At 61.3% G+C, this 23243-nt stretch carries 23 protein-coding genes and 2 tRNA genes; 16 read left to right on the forward strand and 9 right to left on the reverse strand.

From position 1 onward, the window contains the following. Positions 1–151: 151 nt before the first annotated feature. The 3 genes from ACODSO_RS26905 (at position 152) to ACODSO_RS26915 (ending at position 4863) form a co-directional block, all read left to right on the forward strand. The gene (locus ACODSO_RS26905) at positions 152–1126 is read left to right on the forward strand and encodes a GGDEF domain-containing protein (RefSeq protein WP_489039713.1); all 975 of its coding nucleotides are present in this window, start codon (positions 152–154) and stop codon (positions 1124–1126) included. A 268-nt stretch (positions 1127–1394) separates the two neighbouring features. Next, positions 1395–3455 carry an adenylate/guanylate cyclase domain-containing protein gene (locus ACODSO_RS26910; RefSeq protein ID WP_489039715.1) on the forward strand — a complete coding sequence of 687 codons (2061 nt, stop codon included), beginning with the start codon at positions 1395–1397 and terminating at the stop codon, positions 3453–3455. Next, positions 3448–4863, forward strand: a complete 1416-nt coding sequence (locus ACODSO_RS26915) for a mechanosensitive ion channel domain-containing protein (RefSeq protein ID WP_489039717.1) — start codon at positions 3448–3450, stop codon at positions 4861–4863. Before ACODSO_RS26910 ends, ACODSO_RS26915 begins: the two co-directional genes overlap by 8 nt. 10 nt (positions 4864–4873) lie before the next feature. Here the strand turns inward: ACODSO_RS26915 and ACODSO_RS26920 are convergent, their stop codons facing one another. Both ACODSO_RS26920 and ACODSO_RS26925 read right to left on the reverse strand, forming a co-directional pair. After that, positions 4874–5674 (reverse strand): pseudouridine synthase, encoded by an 801-nt coding sequence (locus tag ACODSO_RS26920; protein ID WP_489039719.1) that lies wholly within the window; start codon positions 5672–5674, stop codon positions 4874–4876. 82 nt (positions 5675–5756) lie between these two features. Beyond that, the gene (locus ACODSO_RS26925) at positions 5757–6107 is read right to left on the reverse strand and encodes an excalibur calcium-binding domain-containing protein (protein WP_489039721.1); all 351 of its coding nucleotides are present in this window, start codon (positions 6105–6107) and stop codon (positions 5757–5759) included. Between the two features lie 156 nt (positions 6108–6263). Between ACODSO_RS26925 and ACODSO_RS26930 the strand changes: the two genes are divergently transcribed. The 4 genes from ACODSO_RS26930 (at position 6264) to ACODSO_RS26945 (ending at position 9720) form a co-directional block, all read left to right on the forward strand. Continuing rightward, positions 6264–6467, forward strand: coding sequence for a DUF3072 domain-containing protein (locus ACODSO_RS26930; RefSeq protein WP_489039722.1), 204 nt, complete (start codon positions 6264–6266; stop codon positions 6465–6467). Between the two features lie 51 nt (positions 6468–6518). Next, on the forward strand, positions 6519–7901 hold the full coding sequence (locus ACODSO_RS26935) for a DUF2252 domain-containing protein (protein WP_489039724.1): 1383 nt from the start codon (positions 6519–6521) through the stop codon (positions 7899–7901). Further along, positions 7902–8540, forward strand: coding sequence for a hypothetical protein (locus tag ACODSO_RS26940; RefSeq protein ID WP_489039726.1), 639 nt, complete (start codon positions 7902–7904; stop codon positions 8538–8540). It abuts the gene before it with no gap. Positions 8541–8682: 142 nt separating this feature from the next. Beyond that, positions 8683–9720, forward strand: coding sequence for an alpha/beta hydrolase (locus tag ACODSO_RS26945; protein ID WP_068375226.1), 1038 nt, complete (start codon positions 8683–8685; stop codon positions 9718–9720). Here the strand turns inward: ACODSO_RS26945 and ACODSO_RS26950 are convergent. Next, entirely contained in the window at positions 9717–10550 is an 834-nt protein-coding gene (locus ACODSO_RS26950; protein WP_489039728.1) for an alpha/beta fold hydrolase, read from the reverse strand. The two genes, ACODSO_RS26945 and ACODSO_RS26950, sit on opposite strands and share 4 nt — an antisense overlap. Positions 10551–10705: 155 nt before the next feature. On the opposite strand from ACODSO_RS26950, the gene ACODSO_RS26955 reads away from it, so the two are divergent. After that, complete coding sequence (locus ACODSO_RS26955; RefSeq protein ID WP_489039730.1) at positions 10706–11641, forward strand: AraC family transcriptional regulator; 936 nt, start codon at positions 10706–10708, stop codon at positions 11639–11641. On the opposite strand, the gene hisC is transcribed toward ACODSO_RS26955, so the two are convergent. Then, positions 11601–12686 carry a histidinol-phosphate transaminase gene (hisC, locus tag ACODSO_RS26960; protein WP_489039732.1) on the reverse strand — a complete coding sequence of 362 codons (1086 nt, stop codon included), beginning with the start codon at positions 12684–12686 and terminating at the stop codon, positions 11601–11603. The two genes, ACODSO_RS26955 and hisC, sit on opposite strands and share 41 nt — an antisense overlap. A gap of 90 nt (positions 12687–12776) precedes the next feature. Here hisC and ACODSO_RS26965 point away from each other — a divergent pair, with 90 nt between their 5' ends. From ACODSO_RS26965 to ACODSO_RS26985, 5 genes are all read left to right on the forward strand, one after another. Beyond that, on the forward strand, positions 12777–13529 hold the full coding sequence (locus ACODSO_RS26965) for a dienelactone hydrolase family protein (RefSeq protein ID WP_489039734.1): 753 nt from the start codon (positions 12777–12779) through the stop codon (positions 13527–13529). Positions 13530–13614: 85 nt separating this feature from the next. Then, positions 13615–13704, forward strand: a tRNA-Ser gene (locus ACODSO_RS26970). A gap of 51 nt (positions 13705–13755) precedes the next feature. After that, positions 13756–13828: transfer RNA gene (locus tag ACODSO_RS26975), tRNA-Arg, on the forward strand. An 825-nt stretch (positions 13829–14653) separates the two neighbouring features. Next, a complete protein-coding gene (locus ACODSO_RS26980) occupies positions 14654–15538 on the forward strand; it encodes an HTD2 family dehydratase (RefSeq protein WP_489039736.1) in 885 nt (294 codons plus the stop codon). Beyond that, complete coding sequence (locus ACODSO_RS26985) at positions 15535–16347, forward strand: HpcH/HpaI aldolase/citrate lyase family protein (protein ID WP_489039738.1); 813 nt, start codon at positions 15535–15537, stop codon at positions 16345–16347. The genes ACODSO_RS26980 and ACODSO_RS26985 overlap by 4 nt, the downstream gene beginning before the upstream one ends. 163 nt (positions 16348–16510) lie before the next feature. Here ACODSO_RS26985 and ACODSO_RS26990 read toward each other — a convergent pair whose 3' ends face one another. Further along, positions 16511–17194, reverse strand: a complete 684-nt coding sequence (locus ACODSO_RS26990) for a GntR family transcriptional regulator (RefSeq protein ID WP_489039740.1) — start codon at positions 17192–17194, stop codon at positions 16511–16513. 178 nt (positions 17195–17372) lie between these two features. Between ACODSO_RS26990 and ACODSO_RS26995 the strand changes: the two genes are divergently transcribed. Next, positions 17373–18530 carry an acyl-CoA dehydrogenase family protein gene (locus tag ACODSO_RS26995; RefSeq protein ID WP_489039742.1) on the forward strand — a complete coding sequence of 386 codons (1158 nt, stop codon included), beginning with the start codon at positions 17373–17375 and terminating at the stop codon, positions 18528–18530. Between the two features lie 32 nt (positions 18531–18562). Further along, entirely contained in the window at positions 18563–18862 is a 300-nt protein-coding gene (locus tag ACODSO_RS27000) for a WhiB family transcriptional regulator (RefSeq protein ID WP_489039744.1), read from the forward strand. A gap of 257 nt (positions 18863–19119) precedes the next feature. On the opposite strand, the gene ACODSO_RS27005 is transcribed toward ACODSO_RS27000, so the two are convergent. Genes ACODSO_RS27005 through ACODSO_RS27020 form a run of 4 tightly spaced genes read right to left on the reverse strand, consistent with a single transcriptional unit; the run spans position 19120 to position 22327 of the window. Next, complete coding sequence (locus ACODSO_RS27005; protein ID WP_489039746.1) at positions 19120–19860, reverse strand: carboxymuconolactone decarboxylase family protein; 741 nt, start codon at positions 19858–19860, stop codon at positions 19120–19122. Next, positions 19857–20744 carry an SMP-30/gluconolactonase/LRE family protein gene (locus tag ACODSO_RS27010; protein WP_489039748.1) on the reverse strand — a complete coding sequence of 296 codons (888 nt, stop codon included), beginning with the start codon at positions 20742–20744 and terminating at the stop codon, positions 19857–19859. The genes ACODSO_RS27005 and ACODSO_RS27010 overlap by 4 nt, the downstream gene beginning before the upstream one ends. Continuing rightward, entirely contained in the window at positions 20744–21181 is a 438-nt protein-coding gene (locus ACODSO_RS27015; RefSeq protein WP_489039750.1) for a Zn-ribbon domain-containing OB-fold protein, read from the reverse strand. The genes ACODSO_RS27010 and ACODSO_RS27015 overlap by 1 nt, the downstream gene beginning before the upstream one ends. Continuing rightward, entirely contained in the window at positions 21182–22327 is a 1146-nt protein-coding gene (locus ACODSO_RS27020) for a thiolase family protein (RefSeq protein WP_489039752.1), read from the reverse strand. A gap of 222 nt (positions 22328–22549) precedes the next feature. On the opposite strand from ACODSO_RS27020, the gene ACODSO_RS27025 reads away from it, so the two are divergent. After that, positions 22550–23233 (forward strand): GntR family transcriptional regulator, encoded by a 684-nt coding sequence (locus ACODSO_RS27025; protein WP_489039754.1) that lies wholly within the window; start codon positions 22550–22552, stop codon positions 23231–23233. Positions 23234–23243: the final 10 nt, after the last annotated feature.

The following is a 23243-nucleotide window of genomic DNA, read 5'->3' on the forward strand; positions in this document are numbered from 1 at the left end:
CACGGATGAGCACTTTCAGAGATCAGATCTGGGCACTTTCACTGAGCGCCGTCACCCAAGGGTGGGCCGGGCTTGTTCGTGCCCATCTGACCGTCGGTGCTCCAACACGGTCAGCAAGCGAGTTCGCCGTCGGACGTCGAGAATGTTCGTCATGGCGCAGCGACTCCGTGGTCCGGTGAGCAACCTGAAGACCCGGCTGTGGACCAATCCGCCCTTTGCCAACGTCACGTCGCTGGCCGCGGCGGTCGTCGCTGCCAGCGGCGTCCTCGACGCTGTCACGTCGGACCCGGGCGTACTCGGGAGTGCGTGGACGTGGTTGTGGACAGGCGTCGCTGCCGTAGCTGTGTCGATCCCGGCTGTGTTGGGAAGCAGGTTCCCGCCGGTCTGCGCTCTTGCGGGGTGCTACTTGTTCATCGCGGTCACGGCCGTACAGATGGCTTTCTCCACGCAAGGCATCGTCGCGATCAACAATCTGATCTTCTACCCCATGCTTGCGTGCTACCTGGGGTGGTTCTTCAGCCGTCTGATTGCGAGATCGGCGACGGGCGTCGCCATCACGGCATCGGGAGTAGCGCTCGCGTTCAACCCGACCAGCGCGCTCGTGGTGACGTGGCTCAACTTGATGCTCGCGTCTCTGTTCTGTCTCGAGGCCGCGAGCTACCTGCATCGGCGGCTACAGCGACAGGTCGAAACGGATCCCCTCACCGGTGCGCTCAACCGCATCGGGTTCCGTCGGATCATCGCCAAACAACTGCGCGATTTCGAGAGGACCACGGTGCTGCTTGCACTGGTGATAGTCGACTTGGATCACTTCAAGCAAGTCAACGATCAGCACGGACACCACGTCGGCGATCAGGTACTGACTCGACTCGTCGCCGAGGTGCGCGCCAATGTCCGATCCACCGATGTGGTCGCCCGAATCGGCGGCGACGAATTCGTCATCGTCTTGCCAGGTATCGACGAACATGATGCACGGGTGATCGTCGACCGACTTCACGCCACTACGACGAGTTCCTGGTCGTCGGGAATGGCCATCAGTCAACACGGCGACACCGTCGACACTCTTTTGGCGCGCGCAGATCTGCAACTGCTCGTCGCCAAACGTGCGTCACGTTCTCTCGACTGAGTTCCGCAACCGGTGACGACTGCCCGGCGAAAACGTATCCGGCCGGGAAAGATGTTCTGCGTTCATTCCAGCTGGCACGCAAATCGGTGCATTGTTCGCTACGATCCACACAATTGAGTAGCGACGAGCAACTCCAGCAGAGAAACCATGGTGAACCGAGTTGGCGCCTGGAACGGACTCCGAATACTCTGCACGTGCCCGGTCATCTACTCGAAAGCGATTGCTGTCGGCGGGAATTCAGTCGAAGCTGTTGGTGATGCTCCTCAGTGTGAGTGTGGTGTCAGTAGTGGTGGTGGGGGCCGTCGGGTACGTTGCCGGCACCACTTCGCTCCGCGACGCTGCATTCGACCGAATGACGGAACTTCGCGAATCACGAGCTCGGGAAATAACCGCCAAGTTCGATGCGATCCGTAATTCCGCGGCCGTGATCACGCACAGCCGGACAACAATAGATGCTGCCGACGAATTCGACGCAGCATTCGATGAATTGACAGAACGAACTTTGACTCCGGCGCAAGATGCCGAACTTGATACCTATTATTCGGATATATTCGCGCCCGCGCTCGAAGAAAACACCGGAAAACCGGTCGATCCCGCTCTTTTCATTCCTCGCGACCCGGCGGCACGCTACTTGCAGAGCCTCTACACAGTGCCCGCGAACGGTGATTTCGACCAGGCGATCACCGTGGACACGGCGGGCGACGACAGTGCGTGGTCGGCGACGAATGCGCGCTACCAAGGCTTTTTCGAGGATCTCACCGTCAGGTTCGGATTCGACGATTCGATCATTCTCGATCCAGCAGGCAACGTCGTGTACAGCGCCTACAAGGGCGTCGACCTCGGCACGAACGTGCGCACCGGGCCGTACTCCGCAACGAGTCTCGCCACCGGGTTCGAACAGACGATGCGGGCGAGTTCGATCGACGATACGCTCGTCACCGACTTCGAACGCTATGCACCGTCGTACGACAAGCCGACTTCGTGGGTGATGACACCTATCGGTCAGGACGGCGTCATCTCGGGAGTGCTTGCGCTGCAGTTGCCGATCGAATCCATCAACAAGGTCATGACGGCGGACAACGGCTGGGCCGACGACGGTCTCGGCGAGACAGGTGAGACGTACCTGGCCGGCCCCGACCGGCTGATGCGTTCGGTGTCTCGGCTATTGACCACCGACCCCGAGGAATTCCTCGACACCGTCGTCGAGGCAGGCACCTCACCCACCGTTGCCGAACGAGAAGTCGAACGCGGCGGCAGTATTCTCCTGCAACCGGTCGACACCCTCGCGGTGAACAAGGCGTTGGCGGGGGAGACGGGCGTCCAAGTTGCCGACGACTACACCGGCGACGACGCTTTGGTCGCCTACACTCCGCTGGATATCCCCGGAATCGACTGGGTCCTGGTGGCGAAGATCGATTCGGACGAGGCTCTCGCGCCGGTGGATCGCTTTGCCCGCAATCTCGCGCTGTCCACTGCAGCGATCGTCTTGCTCGTGTGCGTGTTGTCATTGCTACTCGCCCGGGTGTTCACGCGTCCGCTCAAGCAGCTGGCGGGCGCAGTTCGCGAAGTCAGCTCAGGCAACCTCGGCATCGGCGTTCCGGTGACCAGTGACGACGAACTCGGCGATCTGGCCGCGGCATTCAACGATATGAGCCGCAGCCTCGCCACCAAGCAGCAGCTTCTCCAGGCACAGCAAGAGGAGAACGAAAAGCTGTTGCACAGCTTGATGCCCGAACCGGTGGCCAAACGCTACCGGGAGGGAGAGGAGAACATCAGCGCTGAGCACCAGAACGTCTCGGTCATATTCGCAGAGGTCGCCGGGTTCAGCGACTACGCAGCTACGATCTCCACCGATCAATCCGCCGCAGCGTTCAACGCCCTGATCCATAGCTTCGAAGAAGCGGCCGAGCGCCATGGCGTCGAACAGGTGCGCAGCTTGCGTAATGGATTCCTGGCCAGTTGTGGGCTGGTTGTTCCGAGGGTCGACCACGCCGAACGGGTCGTTCGATTCGCGATCGAACTCGGCGAGATCGTGACGCGGTTCAATCTGCAGAACGGCACACGATTGACGTTGAGGTCCGGCATCGACAGTGGGCCCGTGTCGAGCGGTCTCGTGGGACAGAGATCGATGGTCTACGACCTGTGGGGTGACGCCCTCGACCTTGCGCACCGCGTGCACCAGGTTGCTGGGACGCCAGGGGTATTCGTGAGCCAACGTGTTCGTGACGCACTGTCCGGCGCATACAACTTCACCGCGGCGGGCACTGTCACGAGTTCGGCCGGCACTGAGCAGGTCTGGTCGTTGGGCGGAGGCCGTATCGATGTCTGATCTGCTTTCCCAATCCTGGTTCTGGCCGGCGGTGCTGGTCGTCGTCGCGTTCCCCGTCGCGTTGTTGATCCTGACCGAGGTTCACGCGTCCTTGCAGCGACGCGGCAGCAGCTTCGTCAAACCGGTTGTACTGCTGCGGAATTACGTGTTGCCCGCGCTCGCTCTTCTGCTGCTGATCAGTCAGGTGGAGAGTGCGTCGGTCGAAGCCAGTTGGTCTCGCATCATCGCGACCGCCCTGGGATTCCTGATCATATTGTTCGTTCTGTCCGGGGCGAATGCGGTGCTGTTCTCCAACGCATCGTCGGGAACGTGGCGTAGCCGCTTACCGTCCATCTTCGTGGATCTCGGCCGCCTCGTTGTCATCGTCATCAGCCTCGGGGTGTTGTTTTCGGTTGTGTGGGGCGCTGACGTAGGTGGGCTGTTCGCGGCGCTGGGTGTCACGTCGATCGTGATCGGGTTGGCTCTGCAGAACGCGGTCGGGTCGATCATCGCTGGACTGCTGCTACTTTTCGAGCAGCCCTTTCAGCTCGGGGACTGGCTCGATACCGCACCTGCCAAAGGCCGGATTGTCGAGGTGAATTGGCGTGCAGTGCATATCGATACCGGAAACGGTCTGCAGATCGTGCCCAACGCGTTGCTTGCGACCGGGTCGTTCAAGAATCTCAGTCGGGTGCAGGGTGCGTCCTACAAGGCCTCGTGCACAGTGACGTTCTCGGCAGATGATCCGCCGGACCGCGTCGTCGAGGTGTTGCTGGCGACCGCGCGCGACGTCCCGACGCGAGCGCCACTGCTCGAGCCGAGCGCAGCGCCCATCGGTGAGGCGCAGTATCGGGTTGCTATCCCCCTGTCTTCGCCCGCCGATGAGTCGGCGGCGAAAACAGTACTGTTCCAGCGTCTCTGGTACTCGTCGCGGCGCGCCGGCCTTCATCTCGACGATGCCGCGACACCCGACTCCGGTGAGGAAGTCGAAGCAGAGGTGGCGCGAGTCGCGAGCGCGTTACACATCCCGGCGGGAGACATTCAGCTTGCGCGGGGCGAAGCTCGGTTGGTGTCCTACGCCTCTGGTGAAGTGGTGCAGCGCGTCGGCGACGTCCCGAAGGCGCTGCGTTTCATCAGCCGCGGCCACGTCTCCCTCGTCGTGAACACCCCTGACGGACATGTCCTGTCGATCGGCGAACTCGGTCCGGGCGAGTACTTCGGACTGACCGCTTTGACCCGTCAGAAGGTCATTTCGGGTGTGGTCGCGTCGAGTGAGACGACGATACTCGAGGTCTCGCGCGAGACGATGGACGTCATCGTTCGTGCCCATCCGCACTTGGCCCGGCGCCTCGGTGAGGCCATCGATGTCCGACGCCGGCAGGCGAGCGCTGCGCTCAACCAGCACCCCGAGACGGTGGACTCCGCGTAATCGACCTCCGCTAGTGCCACCGCTCGAGGGTTCTTCGCGAATCGAACCGGCGAACGGCGCCCGAGAGCGGGTCGGTGAATTCGAGTGTGGACGCCAGGAGTTGGAGTGGGGCTGTGAAGTCGTCGACGGGCCGCGCGCTCGGCTGTGGGTAGAGATCGTCGCCGAGAATCGGGATGCCGAGCGAATTCATGTGCAGCCGCAGCTGATGGGTGCGCCCGGTCCGCGGGTGCAAGCGGTAACGCCCGAGGTCGCCGCGATGGTCGATAAGTTCGATCCGCGTTTCCGCATTCGGTTCGCCGTCGACCTCGCGCGCAGCGAAGTCGAACTTCTCCTTGACGATACGACTGCTTACCATGAGCGGAAGCTGCAGCGTCGGATCGTTGGGTGCGATCGCTTCGTACACTTTGTTCACTTTTCGGTCCTGGAACAAAGTCTGGTACGCGCCTCGGAGCGCCGGATCGACGACGAACAGCACCAGCCCGGCGGTCACGCGGTCCAGTCGATGGGCCGGGATCAGATCGGGCAGATCCAGCTCGAGGCGCAGACGTACGAGTGCCGTCTGCAGAATGTGGCCACCCCGCGGAATGGTCGGCAGGAAGTGTGGCTTGTCGATCACGAGAATGGCGTCGTCGCGGTGGACGATCGAAATATCGAACGGCACAACGGGTTCCACGGGTAGATCTCGGTGGAACCACAACGCGTCGATCAGGAACTCGCGGACGGTGTTCCACTCGCCGTCCTCGGGCATCCGAATTCTCGCGGGATCGAGGCCGTGCCTCTTCGGCAGCGGCGGTTGCTGCCGTCGTCTCACCGAGTGAGCTTATCCGGCCGCCGCGTTCGCACTTGTGCGGGGAAAAACCCCGATTTCTCCTGCACAAGTGCGAAGTCGAGGACTACTCGCAGCCGATTCCGTCGTTGTCGCGATCCAGGTGCTGACCGTAGCCGTATTCTCCGCGGTACACGGGTGCAGCGCCGGCATCGCGAGCCTCGGTGCAATTCTTGTACTCGAACGCACTCGGCGCCGGAGCAGGTCGCGGGGCCGCCTGGGGTGCCGGCGCAACCTGAGGTGCCGGCGCAACCTGAGGTGCCGGCGCGATCACGGCCGGGCAGAACTGCGACGATCCCGAGTTGCAGAGGAAGTCGGTGATGGGATCGGCCGCGGCGACGGCGGGCATGGTCGCCATGGCTGCAGCGACGACGAAACCGCCGAGGCCGACGCGAACGAGGGAGGACGAGCGAATCATGTGGAGCTCCTGACAATGTTCTCGGGTCGCGGAAGAAACCCCGGATCCGAGGAGGGGTGAGGTTCGATCTTGCGTCCGCGGTCATTGAACAGTCAATTGATGTCATTCGTCCGAATTAGCGGGTTTGGAACGCACCACATGGGCGTATACGAACGTATGAGCGAAAACGAGCAGGTAAACCAGAACGCCGAGAAGGATCCCGAGAAGTGGGTCACCGGCGACGAGCCGATCACCGGACCGCAGGAGAGCTACCTGAACACCCTCGCACAGGAGGCCGACGAAAAGGTCCCCGACGGCCTGACGAAGGCGGAAGCGTCGGAGATGATCGACGAACTGCAGGGCAAGACGGGTCGGGGATAACCATCCTCGACGGGTGACGACGGGGTCGTCCGGCTAGCCGACAATCGGAGTATGACGTCCGCTCTCGACCGTGACTCCCGACGTAAGCGCGGCAAGTCGGCCAGGCGATCTACGCCGCTCGAGTCGCTGGCCGCGCTCACAGTTACCTCGCGCGATCCGGTGGCACTGCTCGAGACGCAGGCGGCGACGCGTGTGCCCGAGTTGGTGCCTATTCGGTACGGCAGGATGGCGGCCTCGGAGTTTCCGTTCTTCCGCGGGGCCGCCTTGGTGATGGCCGACGACCTGTCGCGGTCGCCGTCGTCGGGCATCACCACTCAGCTCTGTGGCGACGCGCATCTGAGCAACTTCGGTGTCTACGCCACCCCGGAGCGCCGAATGGCGTTCGATATCAACGACTTCGACGAGACCTATCGTGGCCCGTTCGAGTGGGACGTCAAACGCCTCGTCGCGAGCCTGGCCGTGGCAGCGATCTCCCGCGAATTCACCGCTAAGCAGCGAAGGCGAATTACCGCATCGTGTGCAATGGCATATCGGGAGACAATCAGGCGCCAATCGGAACTGGGCAACCTCGAGGTCTGGTATTCGCACGTCGAGATCACCGACGAACTCGAAACCATTCAGCACGAGCTCGATGCCACGATGCGCAAGCGGACGAAAGATCTCATCCGGAAAGCGCGCTCCAAGAATAATATTCAGGCGCTCGACAAGCTCACCGCGGTGATGGACGGCCGAAGACGCATCATCGCGAACCCGCCATTGATCGTGCCGGTGGAAGACCTCGTCGACGATGTCGCCGGAACATATCGGCAGCTCGATCGCAGGTTGCAGTCCTACCGCGAGACCTTCCAACACGACAAGCAGCTTCTGTTCGACTCCTACCGACCGATTCAGCTCGCCCGCAAGGTCGTCGGAGTCGGCAGCGTGGGCACACGTGCGTGGATCATCCTGATGGAGGGCGCCGACGAAACCGACCCATTGTTCCTGCAGGCCAAGGAAGCGCAGGCGTCGGTCATCGCGTCGTACGTGGACGGGGAGACCTTCGACAACCAGGGTCGACGCGTCGTCGAGGGGCAACGGCTCATGCAGGCGTCGAGCGACATCTTTCTCGGGTGGGCTCGAGGTATGGATCCCGACGGTGCAAAACGGGATCTCTATTTGCGGCAATTACGCGACGGCAAAGGTTCCGCGGTGATCGAGGTGATGTCGCCGAAGGGGATGGAGTTGTACGGACGGCTGTGCGGGAGGGTCCTGGCCTACGCTCACGCGAGGGCGGGAGATCGCGTCGAGATCGCGGGCTATCTCGGTTCGAGTTCCGCGTTCGAGAACGCGATGACCGAGTTCGCTGACGCCTATGCCGTCCAGAACACGTCCGACCACCGCGCGCTGGTCGACGCGATCGACAGCGGCCGGGTGATTGCGCAGGCCGGAGTCTGAGTGCGCTGGAGTGAATCGGTCGGCATCAGGCGTGAGTCCGGTGGTTTCGTGGTCGGCTCCCTGTTGTTCGGGCTTGCAGCGGTACCTGGATACGGGCAGTGGGTCGGAACCGACCTCGACAACATCACGTACTTCGTCGGATCGCTGTTCTTCACCGCCGCAGGATTCATCGCTCTGCGGTTGAGTGGCCGCCCGGTACCGGACGGCGAATCGGAACGAGTCGAGCTGTACGACTGGTGGGCTGCTGCACTCCAGTTCGTCGGCACACTGCTCTTCAACGTCAGCACCGGAATCGCGATGGTCAGTGGTCTGACGTCGTCCGAGGCGGACAGATGGGTCTGGCGGCCCGACGTCTTCGGTTCGACGGCGTTCCTGGTCGCAAGTGCTCTGGCCGTCGTCGCGACGACCGAGACCGACAAATTGTGGGATCCGCACGCGCGAGATTGGCGCAGCACGTGGCTCAATATGATCGGCTCGGTCGCGTTCGGGGTATCCGCAGTCGGAGCCTTCGTTCGTCCCTCGACCGGTCAGCTTGCGGAAGCCGAAGTCGCGAATGTGGGCACATTCGTCGGTGCGCTGTGTTTTCTCGCTGGAGCCCTGCTCATGCGGCCTTTGGTACGAGTCCCAAACATTCGATAGAAGTTTTGGTACGTCATTCGTTGCGACTACTGTGAGCGGTTCCACAGCTTGCGGGGGTCAACCTACTCGTGAGTTAGGTTGGAAAACGCATGTTGTTCGTGTTGCGCCGGGAATCGGCGCGGCGGGGGAGGATGGATAAGTAATGCACCGTCGAGTTATTGCAGCGCTGGGGACCAGCCTTGCGCTGTCGATACTGGGAACCGGTGTGGTGTCGGCCCAGCCGCTCCCCGGTACAGGCAGTTCGGATGGTGCCGCATCGCCGTCTGCGCAGGCTGCGCCGTTCAGGCCGGCCCGCATCGATCATGTCGACATGCTCACGGACCGACGTGCAGCCGTATTCGTCGAGTCTCCCGCGATGAACAAGATCATCCAGGTTCAGGTTCTTCTCCCGGCCGCGCAGGCAGTGTCCCGGCCGACGTTGTACATGCTCGATGGCGTCAGTGCAGGTAAAGAGTCGAACTACCTCGAGAGCACGTGGACGCAGAAGACCGACATCGTCGACTTCTTCGCCGACAAGAACGTCAACGTGGTTCTTCCCGTCGGTGGTTCCAGTAGCTACTACACCGATTGGAACGTCCCGGATCCGATCCTGGGCGTCAACAAGTGGGAAACGTTCCTGACCTCAGAGCTGCCTCCCTTGATCGACGCCCGGTTCTCCGGAAACGGCACCAATGCCATCGCTGGTGTCTCCATGGGCGCCCAGGGCGCGATGGACCTCATCACCCGTCACCCGAATCTGTACACCGGTGTTGCCGGGCTGAGCGGGTGCTACGACAACTCCCAGAACAATCTCAAGGACGCGGTGCGCGCAACCGTCGCCATGAACGGCGGCAATGCAACCAACATGTGGGGCGAGAACGCTGACTTCGGGTGGGTGGCACACGACCCGTCGCGCAACGCCGAGGCGCTGCGCGGCAAAGACGTCTACATCTCCGTCGGAACCGGTTTGCCCGGTCCCTACGAGCTCGGACCCGGTGGAACTGGCTTGCAGGAAGCAGCCCAGGGCGGCCCGCTCGAGGCTGCGGCGCTGTACTGCACCACACTGTTCGACACGCGGCTGCGCTCACTCGACATCGATGCCACCGTCGTCTACCGGCCCTACGGCATCCACCAGTGGCCCTACTGGCAGGACGATCTGCGCGAGTCCTGGCCGACGCTCGAACGGGCTCTCGGCCTCTAGCCCTGGCTTCCTACCGTCGACTCGACGCCGGCGAAGTGTGCGAGCACATGGTTCGCAACTACGTCCGGCTGTTCGAGTGAGACGGAGTGGCCGGCAGCGTCGACTCTTCGGTGTTCTCCGCCGCAGGCGGTAGCGATGTTGACGTCGGAAATCGGTGGCGGGTAGGCGTGATCCTCCGTTCCGGAGATGGCCAGCACGGGCACGGTGCACCCGTGCAGCTCCTCGACGATCCGCTCGCGGTGAATGACCTGGTACGCCGATCCGCCGATGGTCCGGTCGAGTGCAACCATGCGCTCCCGCCAGTCCTGGACGGACGGCGTGTCTGTCGACAAGCTCGTGTCACCGAACATGATGTACATCAGGGTGTCGATCGAATCCGATGCGCCATGCTCGCTCAGTAGATCGACCAGCGGTGCGAATGCCTCCAGCTGATGTTCCTCCTCGGCGGACGATCCGACCGCGACTGCGGAGAGCAATAGCTCCGGTCTGCGTGCGGCCAGTCGCAGCGCAACGAAGCCGCCGAGGGAGTTTCCGAGAAAGTGCACCCGCCCGAGCTGTAGTTGCTCGATCAGCGCGGCGGCGTCTTCGGTGAGGGTATCGACGCTGACCTCGTCCTGCTGGTGGACCGAACTCTGCCCGTGATTGCGGTGGTCGTACGTCACGACCCGGTGGCCGGCGGCCACCAGAAGCGATGCCAGCTCGTCGAACATGCGGTGGTCGAAGAACAGGGAATGACTCAGCACGACGGTCGAGCCGTCGGCCGGTGCTGAGATTTCGTACCAAATGGATGCGGTGCCGATGGCTATGGTGCCGACTGCGGTGGTGGCCATGACTGTCTCGATTCTGTCCGAGGCTCCGACTGTGATGCGGAACACGTGTACCGTACGAACGGTAGGGCGCAGCGGAGGTGCCGGTCTGCCGGTTGCGCGCACGGAATCGGCCATCGCGCGCACAGGCCCGACTCCTGCGTGGGAGGTACGTATCGATGAAGGCATCGACTGGTTACGACGTGTCGGAGACCGACACCGCAGTGCTGCCGGCCTCCGATCGTCGCGACTTCTGGTGTGACCATGTTCGTGCCAACCACGGTGGCCTCGAATCACGCTTCGATCGAGCCGAGGGGTTCACCGGCAAGACGGTCGTTCAGCGATCCTTCGATTTTCAGTTGATGGAGTTCTCCTCCGACGCAGTCGAATACGAACGTCGCCAGTCGGATGTGCGGCGAGACGACGATCGAAGCCTGAGAGTCCTGATTCCCCGCGCCGGGCTTTTTCGCATCGGGCATGGCCAGGATCGGGACGTGATCGGACCGGGTTCTGCAGTGGCATTGTCGATGTCGTCGCCATTCACGCTGGGACATGGTGGTGATGCGCGAGCGTGGGTCGTCAGTGTCCCGGAATCGTCGTCGACGACGCTTTCGTGTTCGCCGCGGATGCTCGACATGACTTCCGGAGTCGGGGCAGTCGCTTCGGCAATGTTGCGGCAGCTGTCGATCCAGCGGAACTCTCTGTCCACGAACGATTTCCGCGAGATCGGAAAGTCCGTCACAATCTTGATTGCGACGCTCGGTTCCGACGTCGGTCGGTGGCCGGGAGTGGCACAGTCGGCGTTCGAATACGTGCATGCGCAGTCCGACGATCCGACTCTGACGCCGGTCACTCTTGCCCGACGGCTCGGATGGTCGGTGCGCCACATACAAGCTGTTCTGGCCTCGGTCGAGACCACTCCGTCGGACTTGATCAGGACCAGCCGTCTGAATCGAGCCAAGGCACGCTTGGACGATCCGGCGCAGCGGCACCGCTCGATCACCGAGGTCGCATACGCGTCAGGATTCGGCTCGGTCAGTACCTTCAATTCGGCATTCCGTGCCGAGTTCGGGTTCAGTCCGAGCGATTCTCGCTCGGCGAGGGTGCGGCGGTAGCGGCGTACTTCAGGAAGGCGTCGTTCTCGTCCGGATCACCGATGGTGATCCGCACTCCGTCGCCGGTGAAGGCGCGCAGAAGGACTCCTGCTTCGGCTGCGCCCTCGGCGAAGGGCGCAGAACGATCACCGAGCGGCAAGAAGACGAAGTTCGAGTCGGACTGCGCGACGTCGTAACCCAGTTCGATGAGGGCCTCACGTACCCGCTCTCGCTCGATGACGAGCGCGTCGGTGCGGGCCAAGAGTTCGTCTTTCGCCGCGAGTGACGCCAGGGCAGCCCGCTGGGCAACGGAGTTGACAGCGAACGCGATGCGCACCTTGCCGAGAGCGGTGATGATCGACGGATCGCCGACGGCGTATCCCACCCGCAGCCCGGCGAGTCCGTAGGCCTTCGAGAACGTCCGAAGGACCAGAACATTACGACGCCCGCGTGCGAGCTCGACGCCGTCGGTGTACTCGCCCGCGGGGTTCTCACGGGCGTATTCGAAGTAGGCCTCGTCCAGTACGACGAGTACATGCGCGGGAACCGCGTCGAGGAACTTCTCGAGTGCGGATCGCCTGACGACCGTGCCGCTCGGGTTGTTGGGGTTGCACACGAACACGACGCGGGTGCGCTCGGTGATCGCGGCGAGCATGGCGTCGAGATCGTGCACGTGGTTGTCGTCGAGTGGGACCTCGACGGGAGTGGCACCGGCGACGCGGGTGATGATCGGGTACGCCTCGAACGAGCGCCACGCATACACGACCTCGTCGCCGGGGCCGCACGTGATCTGCACGACCTCCTGGCACAGCGCGACGGATCCGTTACCGGCAGCGACGTTCTCGGGTTGGACCTTCAACATCGCGGCGATCTCGGCGACCAACTCGGTGGCGCGAATATCCGGGTAGCGATTGACGGTCGATACCGCTTCGGCGATCTTCTCGCGCACGCTCGGCAGTGGTCCCTGGGTGGTCTCGTTGCTGGCCAGCTTGATCACTCCGGGGAAACTGCGGCCCGGAACGTAGGCGGGGATGGCGTCGAGGTCGGTGCGGATACGAGCAGTCACGGCTCACATTATGCGCTTCCCTTCATGTGGGATTTCTGTGCGTCCGGCGGTATTGGAGCGGGGGGCGCTCGACAGCACTATTTTGGATTCATGTCGGGAATCTTCACGGATGTGGCAGTGCTCCGAATCGATGTGGAACCGGGGGTCGACCCGGACGACACCGACCAACCTCGTGCGGTTCAACAGAAGGTGCCGCTCACCGCAGTCGCACCTGAGGGCAATGTCCGGGGCGGGATCGTCGTGCTTCACGAGTCCCGGGAGATTCCGCCGTCGCTCTTGGCCCTGCTGCACGCGCTTGCGCTGGAAGGCTGGCTCGCGGTTGCGCCCGATCTTTTCCATCGCGACTCGGTCGTCGACGGCGAAGAGGTGTTCGGTGAGAATCTGTTCGCCGATTTCGACGCCACGTTCGACTGGCTCACCTCCCGCGGCGTGTATCCGGACTGTGTCGGGGTCATCGGGTTCGACGACGCGGGAACCGCGGCTCTGATCGTCGCCACCAACCGGCCGATCGGGGCGGCAGTCAGCGTCGCTGCTGCCGGGATCACCGAGCCGCTGAACGCCGACGCCGTCGCGTTGGTCGAGGCCGCACCGTCGCTCCAGGCGCCCTGGCTCGGTCTGTACGGCGAGGATGACCCTCGGGCCCCAGCAGAGCACATCGAGAGGCTTCGTGAGGCAGCCACACGGGCGTCCGTGGCTACCAACGTCGTCAGCTACAGCGGTCGTCATCACCGAGCGGACGCGCCACCGTCGCCCGGCAGCGCCGAGGACGGGGACCCGGGGACAGCTGCGCTGATCGAAGCGCAGACGAGGATCTTCGACTGGTTCGACTCGTTCCTCAGGTGAACAGAAGGTTGACCAGCCGTTTTGCGCTGACGGCTTCGGCGTGTGTAATCTCTTTCCTCGGCGGTCCGAGAGGGCCGGCAGCCTAGGAGGCGTGCCAGAGCGGCCGAATGGGAGTCACTGCTAATGACTTGACCCTTCACCGGGTCCGGAGGTTCAAATCCTCTCGCCTCCGCCACGGTCGGTAGAGTTTTACCGGCCAGCTAGATGCTCGACCACAACAGAACATGCGCCCGTAGCTCAACGGATAGAGCACTTGACTACGGATCAAGAGGTTAGGGGTTCGAATCCCTTCGGGCGCACAAGAAAAAGCCCCTGATCTGCGAACATTCGCAGATCAGGGGCTTTTTGCATGTGTTGGATGTGCCTCCCACTCAACACAAACGACCCTTCCGGCAGCGAAAGTGTTGAGCGATGCGGACGCGTGTGTCGCGCGTCGTTCAGCAGGGCTCGGGCGTGCGTGGCGACGGGGCGTTCGCGTTCGGGAAGTAAATCGGTGAACAGCACCAATGTCTCACCACGTTCGGTGACGGCGGGCGCAGTGAGTCTACGAAGACCGAGTTGATGAGCTGCGGCCGCGATGTTCGGCCAGATTTCGTAGACAACAGACTCTCTAGTTCCGACTGCACCTGAGGCCTCGCTATCTGTGCCGCCGTACGAACCAATGCAGTCGCAAATTTACGATCCCGGTCACGTCCACATCTGCGGGTACCAGTACCCGCAGACCAATTTGAGAAGCCGACGCCGGACCATCGACCGGGTCGACTCAATGCAGGTACGCCTCGACGACAACCGACTCCCTGGGCGGGGGCCGTGAAATCGGCCACCGAGTTGTAGCGGACGGTTCCGATGCCGCGATCTTCGTAGAACTTCAATCCATATTTGTGACCTGTACTCCACTTCCAGAACTAGTATATTCTATATAAACAACTGCGCAGAGGAAGCTCGAAGAACATCCAGTTCTAGGCACCATCGATGAGCCACATGACACCTGTCGGCTGCCCGAGAGCTCGCCGCTCCCATCGCTACCGCGGTACCTGCTTCTGATGTGCAGCTAGTGCGGCACCAAGTTTGCCGGGGCCGGACTGACACCGACGTCCAGACCGTAATGCAGAGGGATCTCCACCATGAAGGATTCAACGCTTCAGGCCGAACACGTAATCAACCAGCACATTCGGGGATGGAACCCGCAGTCGATCACCACTGTCGATGTTCTGCGCCGCGAACAAGTTGACCAACTGGCCAGGACGCTCGACTTAGACGTAAGGCGCTTCAGCGGAGCGGCTGCACCGCTTCTGTGGCACTGGCTGGCGTTTCAAGACTGGCCAGCTTCTGCTGCACTAGGCGCGGACGGCCATCCCGCAACAGGGCACTTCTATCCGCCGATTCCCGGCCGACGTCGAATGTTCGCAGGGGCTGACGTAGCAGCACATGGCCCGCTGTTGATCGACGAGCCCATCACTCGTCGCAGCAGGCTCCATTCAACTGAACTCAAATCCGGTGCGTCAGGGGTGCTGCTGTTCGTAACGATCGAGCACCAGTTCGAACAAGGTGAGTCGTTGTGCCGTACCGAATTTCAAAAAATCGTATATCGCAGTGGGGCCGGTGGGCCGCACCAGAAGCCGCAAAACGATGCCCTTGAACTAGAGAGTTCAGTGCCGGAATCCTGGCATGTCAGTCACGTCGTCGATGCGCTCACCCTTTTTCGAATGAGCGCGCTCACCGGTAATGCTCACCGGATCCACTACGACCTCACATACGCGACCGAGGTAGAAGGTTACCCAGGCCTTCTTGTTCACGGTCCGCTTCTAGCAATACTGATGGCTGACATGGCCGAGCAGCGTTGGAATACCGCGCCTCTCCGAGAGTTCGGATTCCGCTTACGCCGCCCAGTGTTCTGTGGCAACCCATTTTTGACCGAGGGAACCATGACCGAGTCGGGTGACACCGCACAGCTAGTCGTGACGTCCGGAGGCGGTACGGCAGCCACTGCTACGGCGGTGCGCGCATGACAATTGCCCAACAACTTTCTACTGCACGGAGCTTTCTGTTCGTTCCGGGTGCACGACCTGACCGGTTCGCCAAGGCAGCGAAGTCAGGTGCCGACCTGGTGGTGCTCGATTTGGAAGATGCGGTCGAGGCCGATGCGAAAACCGTTGCACGAGCCAACGTCCATGACTGGCTTGCCGACGGGCACAACGCGGTCGTCCGTATAAACGGGCATCGATCGCCGTACTGGGCCGATGACGTGGCGATGGTCAAAGAGTTCGACAAGGCAGCAGTCATGATTCCCAAGGCTGAGGACCCGGACACCGTTGCCTCCGTGTGCGCCGACAATGCCGCGATCGCGTTGGTGGAGACAGCCGCCGGAGTACTCGGTGCCTCGGCGCTATCAGCTGTTCCAGGACTGATGCGGACTGCGTTGGGCCATATCGATCTGGCTACAGAGCTAGGTGTCGATCCAGATGCGCGCGAGGCATTACTGTTTTCACGCAACATGTTGGTGATGGCCGCTGCCGCGAACAATCTCGCCTCGCCCGTTGATGGGGTCACGACGTCGTTGCGTGACGCTGCAGCTCTTCGTTCGGATCTGACCTACGCGAAAAGGCTCGGTTTCGGTGGAAAGTTGTGTGTTCATCCATCTCAGGTGCAGATTGTCCATGATGCGTTGCGTGCGTCCCCGGCCGAATTGGCATGGGCACGAAGCGTCTTGAGCTCGTATTCCGTCAACGGAGCTGTGGGCGATGTCGACGGACAGATGGTGGATGCACCCGTTCTTGCACGAGCCGCGCAGATTCTCGGCACGTCCAACGAGCACTGAAGCCAGAAATGCGACGATTGCACCAGTGGTGTCGGCACCAGAGGACTCCACCTCGGCACATCGCCTGTTGTTCATCACTCAGGACGTCGACCACCAATAGTCAGTGTGCCACCCGGTAGCAGGAGATCTCGCACCAGTTGGGCGCATTGGCAGACGCCCGGGCTCAGGTGCTCGGTCGCCGTGCGTTTTCGAGGTGATCGGTGAGCAAGCGCCCTGCTTCCTGGATGTGTTCGGACATCGCGCATCGAGCCGCTTCGGCGTCTCTGCCGCTGAGCAGGTCGATTATGAGGCGGTGGTCCCGTGCAGAGGCCTGCGGCCACCCGGGTATAGCGGCGAAGAACTTGCGAGGTGCGTACCCGAGAGTTGATCCCACGAGCCAGTTCAATTTCGGGCTGCCTGCGAGGGCGTAGAGCGTTCGATGGAACTGGTGATTGAGGTGCTCGACCTTTTCGTAGTCGTGAGATGCCGCCGCTTCTTCGAGTGCATCTTGAATACTCGACAGAGTCGAAATGTCGTCGGGCCTCGCGGCAACGGCGGCTCGTGCGGTCAGCTCACCGGCCAGCAGCGCCTGAGCAGCGAAAACATCAGCGATGTCGGCGGGGTCGAGTGGTGCGACCACAAATCCTCGGCGGGGTTCGACCCGTAAGAAACCCTCGGATTGTAGTACCAGTAGCCCCTCGCGAGCAGGCGTAGCGCTGATGCCGAGCTCTTCGGCTACAGACTCCGCTCTGACGAATTCACCGGCCAGAAGCTTGCCGGCAAGAATTCGCTCGCGAACGAGTCCGGCCGCTTCGTCACTCAATCTCACCCTACGACGGGTGTGGCGAGTCGTCACAGGGTCGGTCATGGGCACAAATCCTAGTCATAAGAATCGTCCACGGACGTATCGGTATTTATCGACGTGCACGAGCGGAGTGCAAGGTCCGGCAACAACTCGTTCAGTTGACGGCCATTGCGCCGTTGCGTAAATTATGTAGAATATATTAAATGTTTATGCCTAGTATGACTCAATCTGAGGAGTTGCGGTGACCACGTTGAACGCAGAGGAAAGTGCGCTACTGAAAACCGTGAAGGACTTCGTGGAGAAGCAGGTCAAGACCACCGCCCACGAACTCGAGAAGGCTAACGAATACCCTGAACAGCTCATCGAGACCATGAAGGACATCGGGGTCTTCGGCCTCGCGATTCCGGAGCCGTACGGCTTCGGAAGCGTCTCCATGCCCTGCTACGTCCAAGTGACCGAAGAGCTGGCGCGTGGGTGGATGAGCCTTGCTGGAGCGATGGGGGGACACACTGTCGTCGCCAAGCTCCTGGTTCAGTTCGGAACCGACGAACAGAAGCAGAAGTATCTCGGCAGGATGGCAACGGGGGAGCTTCGCGCGACGATGGCACTCACCGAGCCTGGCGGTGGCTCGGATCTGCAGGCTATGCGTACGGTCGCGAAACTGGATCGCGGCGACTATCTCATCAACGGCAGCAAAACGTGGATCACCAACGCCCGGCGAGCCGGATTGATCGCGCTGCTCTGCAAAACCGACCCCACGGCGATGCCGGCGCATCGGGGCGTATCGATATTGCTCGTGGAAAAGGTTCCCGGTCTGACCGTGTCGAGAGACCTACCCAAGCTCGGTTACAAGGGGGTCGAAAGCTGCGAACTCAACTTCACCAACTGTCGTGTCGGTACCGACGCGCTGCTCGGTGGGGTCGAGGGAAAGGGTTTCGCGCAGATGATGAAGGGACTCGAAGTTGGGCGACTGCAGGTGGCGGCTCGGGCAACCGGCGTCGCCCGCGCTGCGTTCGACGACGCCTTGCGGTACGCGCAGGATCGCGAGAGTTTCGGAAAACCTATCTGGCAACACCAGTCGATCGGCAACATTCTGGCGAACATGGGCACGAAGCTCTACGCAGCACGAAGCCTTCTTCTCGATGCATCGGAGCGGTTCGACGCAGGCGAGCGGTGCGACATGGAAGCCGGAATGGCGAAGCTCTTCGCTTCCGAATCAGCTATGGAAATTGCCCTCGACGCTGTTCGTGTCCATGGCGGGTACGGCTACTCGACCGAATACGATGTCGAGCGCTACTTTCGCGATGCCCCGCTCATGATCGTCGGAGAAGGCACCAACGAAATTCAGCAGGGGGTCATAGCCAAGCAGCTCGTCAAACGCGGCGGCCTCGCAATTTGAACGTTGGCACGAGCTGGAGGCAGTTGAAGCAAATGCGCCTCATACCACCAGTGCACCTGCCTGAACCGACTGCGGACCAGTGGAGTTGGCAATTACTGGCCAGGTGCCGAGGAATGCCATCATCCGTTTTCTTCCCTTCGGAAGGATTGCGCGGATACAGCCTGGCCTCGCAAGAGTCAGAGGCCAAACAAATATGCGCAAGGTGCCCGGTGCGGGTGCGGTGTGAATCCTACGCGTTCGAATCAAGAGAATCGTTCGGCATCTGGGGAGGCCTCACTGCGGCAGATCGCGCCGCACGTCGAGGCCGACCCCCGTTCCGAGCGTGGGCGTAGTGACGGCCGCACGAGACTGGAAAGTGCCTGTAGCGCAGGAACTGTAACGATGTACAGTCCGTGCGCTACAGGCACTTTTCCACCCCAAAGCAGGCGCGCCGGGGCTCCGATGAAATATTCGATCTGGGCGTTGTTTACGCCTCGTCATGGGGTCGGCTTGGCCCATGACGATGGTAAAACTCCTCGGCAAATCCGGGACCAGAACGACAGGGGGTGAGCAACTGTTGCTGTCAGCAACAGTTGCTCACGGAACCGTGTCAATCGACCGTGCCCGCGATGCCGGCGTTGCGCACTTCCTCGGTGACGTCCGCCAGTGCCCGCATTCCCACTTCGATGGTGTTGACCGAGAATGGAAGTGTGAGGGCCAGTGCGGCAACGATTTCCGCATCCGTAGCGCCGTAATGGCGAGCATTGTCGATGTGCAGTTTGGCGCCTTCGGCATACAAGTGAGTCGTCGAGAGGTCCGCTACGACCAAGGCAAGTTCTCGCCATTTCGGGGCCAGACCATCTTTTCTCCACAGTACTCGACCCATTGATCGATATGCGGAGAAAAGACGAGGGGTGTGCTCGGCCATCATTCCGTGAACTCCGGGAAATGGCACCTCGAAGGCCTCCCAGTAACCACCCTTCGTCGAAGCAGGTACTGCGTACTCTTCAGGCTCGAATATGCGTGGCAGTCCGACGGCAAGGCTGTGCGTGGAGATCATGGACAGCATTTCGAGAATATCGAGCACTTCCCTCTGGCTGGCTCCATGACCGATAGCCCGCCGGATACGGCTGCGTACTCCGCCTGGATCGAGAACAGTCATCGATGCATCGTGCGCCAGCAGTAGGAGCTCTCGGATATGTGGCTCGAGTTCAGCAGCGCTGTATGCCGCATCGACGTATTCCGCAAACGCAGCGGCGAACTCCCAATCCAGTTCGATCAGCAGCTCCCATTGACTACTGACGGAACCGTAGACACGCTCGACGGTCGCGCGGACGTCATCGGTATTCATAGCGTGGTGACCGGTAGAGGCGTGCCGGGATGAACTGCCGGGAGCGCGACAACGGTCCCTCCCTTGGCGATGGTGACGACAAGGGTGTTGAGCTCGGGGCCGGCGAAGCACAAGCTTGTGACCAGTACTCGGTGACCGAACGTCAGCTCGTATCTGACTACTCCAGACCTGTCGACGGCCACTACGTTGTCCCCCGAACTGCCCGCTATCCACAGCCAGCCTTCGGTATCGAGCGCCATACCGTCAGGCCGACCCGTGGTGAGTGTGACTGTCCAACCGTCGGCGCGGCAACTCTCCGGCGACACACTGTATCGGCGAACAGTATCGGTTGCGGTCTCGGCAACGTAGAGCTTGTCCCCGTCGAACGCCAGACCGTTAGGGAACATCAACCCGTCGACTTGGGTTTCGAGTTGGCTGCTCACCGGGTCATAGGTCAGCAACCGCCCAGGCTTGACCTCACCTATCCCATGTTCTGCTGTGTCCGTGAACCACACCCGTCCATCAGGCCCCACGACGCAATCGCTGGGAGCGGTGACCGACCCCGCCAGTTCGACGGTCAGCTGTCCGTTCATCCATCGTTGCAACGACGGCACCGCGTCCAGAGTCGAGCGTGACGGCATGGCAGTCCCGCCGTTCTGAGTGATCCAGATCCCGCCGGACCGATCCAACGCGATTCCGTTAGGGCCGCCGCCGGTTTCGCACAGCAGTGTCGCCCCTGAACCGTCCAAAGGCACACGGTAGATCTGACCACGATTGATACTGGTTACAACCACTGAGTCATCGTCGATTTTCGCCGGGCCCTCGGTGAAGCCGATACCGTCCGCGATCAGACTGGCACTGTCCGGAAGTCGAAGTATCGAGGAAGACTGTTCTCGAGTAGACATCAGCGGCTCTCTTCGTTGGCGACGGTCGCTATCGTGTCTGGTGCGAAACGAACAGCGGTGTGTCCGTCGATATCGACGAACACGGCATGTACGCGCAATCCAATTGATAGTTCGAGATCATCGGCGTCATTAATGTTGGTCACCAGTTTGGTGCCTTCGTCGAGTTGGACGACTGCCACGTTGTACGGGGCCGGACCGAAGTTCGGAAAGTACATCTTGTGAAATATTCCGAAGGTCCAGATTTCCCCTTTGCCGGATACCTCGATCCACTCGAACGCATCGAAGGTGCCGCACGCACTGCAGGCTGTGCGTGGAGGAAATTGGGCAGTCAGACAGCTCGTGCAGCGCGTGGTGGTCAGAACGTGCCGATCCAATGCCTCGAAGTACGGAGTCAGTAGACGATCCGACGGGGTGAATGGAATCGAGTTGGTGTGCATTCACTTTTCCGATCCGTAGATAATCGACGAGACGACGGGCGACGGACACACATACTGAATTACAGATGCTTTGTCGAGTTGTCGTTCTCCGCAGGACCTTCTGATCTGTCGTACAGCTTCCACTGTGAGGCCCCAACCTTGCATGTAACTCTCCGAAAGGTGACCGCCGCTCGTATTGAGGGGGAGTTCTCCCTCGATGCCGATTCGTCCGCCCTGGATGTAGTCACCCGATTCGCCCTGTTCGCAAAACCCCAGGCCTTCGAGCGCGAACAGAACGTTGGGGCTGAAATTGTCGTACACCATCAATGCGTCCACGTCGGCGCGCTCGATTCCCGCCATGCGGTACGTACGTTCGCCCACTGACCGAACGGCGCTGCACCAGTTGTCTGCCGGTGGAAAGTCGGAGTCCACCAGTTGGCCCTGCTGCCCGAAGCCCAGGACATACGCGGGCGGGTTGGGGTAGTCACCGGCCTCATCGGATGCACACATGATCAGTGCCACTCCTCCATCATTGATGAGGCAGTAGTCCATGACGTGGAGCGGATCGACGATGTAGCGGGAGTTGTGATAGTCCTCGCGACTGAGAGGCGTTCGCATTACTGCATTTTCGTTGAGTGAAGCGTGATGCCGAAATGTCATCGCAACCGTGGCGAGCTGATCGTCGGTCGTGCCGTAGAGATGCTTGTGGCGCTGATACATCATCGAGTAGAACGCTCCCGGCGACGTAAAACCGTACGGCGCAGTGAGATCGGCGGACGTACCGTAGGCCTCTCCGACTACGCCGCCGTAGGTGGCACCGGCTGATCGGCCGTTGTTGCCGTAGACAAGTGCAACGCGTTTGCATAATCCTGAAGCGATCGCCATGGCCGCCATCTCGATCGAGGCACCGGACATTCGTCCCTCTGCTGGAAGTTGAGCCATCCATTCGGGCTGAATGCCTAGGCTTGCGGCAACGGACTCGTAGGAGCTCATCCTGTTCACGACCAGGCCGTCGATGTCTTTCACCGACAAACCCGCATCTGAAAGCGCCTCGTGGAGTGCCCAATTCCCAAGATCGTCGGCGGAATAACCTGGCAGTTTACCGAAAGGCGTGGTGCCGACTCCGACCACGGCACTCGCCCCCCTCAGTTGGTCGACTGACTTCATGTGCTCGCGATCCTTTCTCGGGCCCCGTACCTCGGGCGCGCGCCCAACGTCCCTGTAGTCAATATATTCTATACAGTAACTGAACTGCGAGCAAGGATGTCCGACGTATTACGTTGCTGCGCTCGCAGTGCAAAGGCGACACCGTACTATATATAATATCGGGTCTGCGTTTCATGCGCCGACATCAGTAGTCTCAGCTCGTACCACGACAGGAGGTCGTCCATGAAGGCCGTGGACCAGCACCACGATCTACCCGTCCCGAGCGGGCGGAGGCAGTTGTCCGCCGAAGTCGAATCATTCGTACGCGAAGAGATCATGACGGGCAGGTTCAAGGCGGGACAATACATTCGGACTGAAACCCTGGCGGCCCAAATGGGCGTCAGTCAAACGCCAGTCCGGGAGGGTCTGCAGGCTCTACGAGGTCAAGGTTTTCTCCGCCTCGAACCTCGAAAGGGCTTCCGCGTTCTCGCACTGCGCCCGTCGGATATCGATGACATATTCGGTGTTCAAGCTTATCTGGCCGCGGAGCTGGCTCGCCGTGCCGCCACGCGGCTCAGCTGGGAGCAAGTGAACGAGTTGTCCCGGATTCACGAGGAATTGGTCACCGCCGTCGGTAACGATCCCGCATCGGTTCAGCGTCTCAACAGCGAGTTTCATCGGCTCATCAACCGCAACGCTGACTCGCCCAAGCTCACCATGCTGCTTGCCACGTCGCTGTCCTACGTGCCGAATCGCTTCTACGAGACCACCGGCTTGTATCCGTCGACTGATGAACGAATCGAGATTCTCGAGGCAATGAAGACTCGAGATCCGGAACGGGCGGCGGAAGCGATGAGGCGGCACATCGAGCACTCCGGAGTAGTACTGCAGAAGTATCTCGATGACAAGGGCGTTCTCGGCCGATGAACTGATGTCC

This window comes from Rhodococcus sp. FG69 (genome assembly GCF_057808915.1).

Bases quoted from the DNA above. Each gene is read 5' to 3' on its own strand.
- ACODSO_RS26905 (WP_489039713.1), top strand. From the start codon at position 152: ATGGCGCAGCGACTCCGTGGTCCGGTGAGCAACCTGAAGACCCGGCTG.
- ACODSO_RS26915 (WP_489039717.1), top strand. From the start codon at position 3,448: ATGTCTGATCTGCTTTCCCAATCCTGGTTCTGGCCGGCGGTGCTGGTC.
- ACODSO_RS26925 (WP_489039721.1), bottom strand. From the start codon at position 6,107: ATGATTCGCTCGTCCTCCCTCGTTCGCGTCGGCCTCGGCGGTTTCGTC.
- ACODSO_RS26930 (WP_489039722.1), top strand. From the start codon at position 6,264: ATGAGCGAAAACGAGCAGGTAAACCAGAACGCCGAGAAGGATCCCGAG.
- ACODSO_RS26935 (WP_489039724.1), top strand. From the start codon at position 6,519: ATGACGTCCGCTCTCGACCGTGACTCCCGACGTAAGCGCGGCAAGTCG.
- ACODSO_RS26945 (WP_068375226.1), top strand. From the start codon at position 8,683: ATGCACCGTCGAGTTATTGCAGCGCTGGGGACCAGCCTTGCGCTGTCG.
- ACODSO_RS26950 (WP_489039728.1), bottom strand. From the start codon at position 10,550: ATGGCCACCACCGCAGTCGGCACCATAGCCATCGGCACCGCATCCATT.
- ACODSO_RS26955 (WP_489039730.1), top strand. From the start codon at position 10,706: ATGAAGGCATCGACTGGTTACGACGTGTCGGAGACCGACACCGCAGTG.
- ACODSO_RS26965 (WP_489039734.1), top strand. From the start codon at position 12,777: ATGTCGGGAATCTTCACGGATGTGGCAGTGCTCCGAATCGATGTGGAA.
- ACODSO_RS26980 (WP_489039736.1), top strand. From the start codon at position 14,654: ATGAAGGATTCAACGCTTCAGGCCGAACACGTAATCAACCAGCACATT.
- ACODSO_RS26985 (WP_489039738.1), top strand. From the start codon at position 15,535: ATGACAATTGCCCAACAACTTTCTACTGCACGGAGCTTTCTGTTCGTT.
- ACODSO_RS26990 (WP_489039740.1), bottom strand. From the start codon at position 17,194: ATGACCGACCCTGTGACGACTCGCCACACCCGTCGTAGGGTGAGATTG.
- ACODSO_RS27000 (WP_489039744.1), top strand. From the start codon at position 18,563: ATGCGCCTCATACCACCAGTGCACCTGCCTGAACCGACTGCGGACCAG.
- ACODSO_RS27005 (WP_489039746.1), bottom strand. From the start codon at position 19,860: ATGAATACCGATGACGTCCGCGCGACCGTCGAGCGTGTCTACGGTTCC.
- ACODSO_RS27010 (WP_489039748.1), bottom strand. From the start codon at position 20,744: ATGTCTACTCGAGAACAGTCTTCCTCGATACTTCGACTTCCGGACAGT.
- ACODSO_RS27015 (WP_489039750.1), bottom strand. From the start codon at position 21,181: ATGCACACCAACTCGATTCCATTCACCCCGTCGGATCGTCTACTGACT.
- ACODSO_RS27020 (WP_489039752.1), bottom strand. From the start codon at position 22,327: ATGAAGTCAGTCGACCAACTGAGGGGGGCGAGTGCCGTGGTCGGAGTC.
- ACODSO_RS27025 (WP_489039754.1), top strand. From the start codon at position 22,550: ATGAAGGCCGTGGACCAGCACCACGATCTACCCGTCCCGAGCGGGCGG.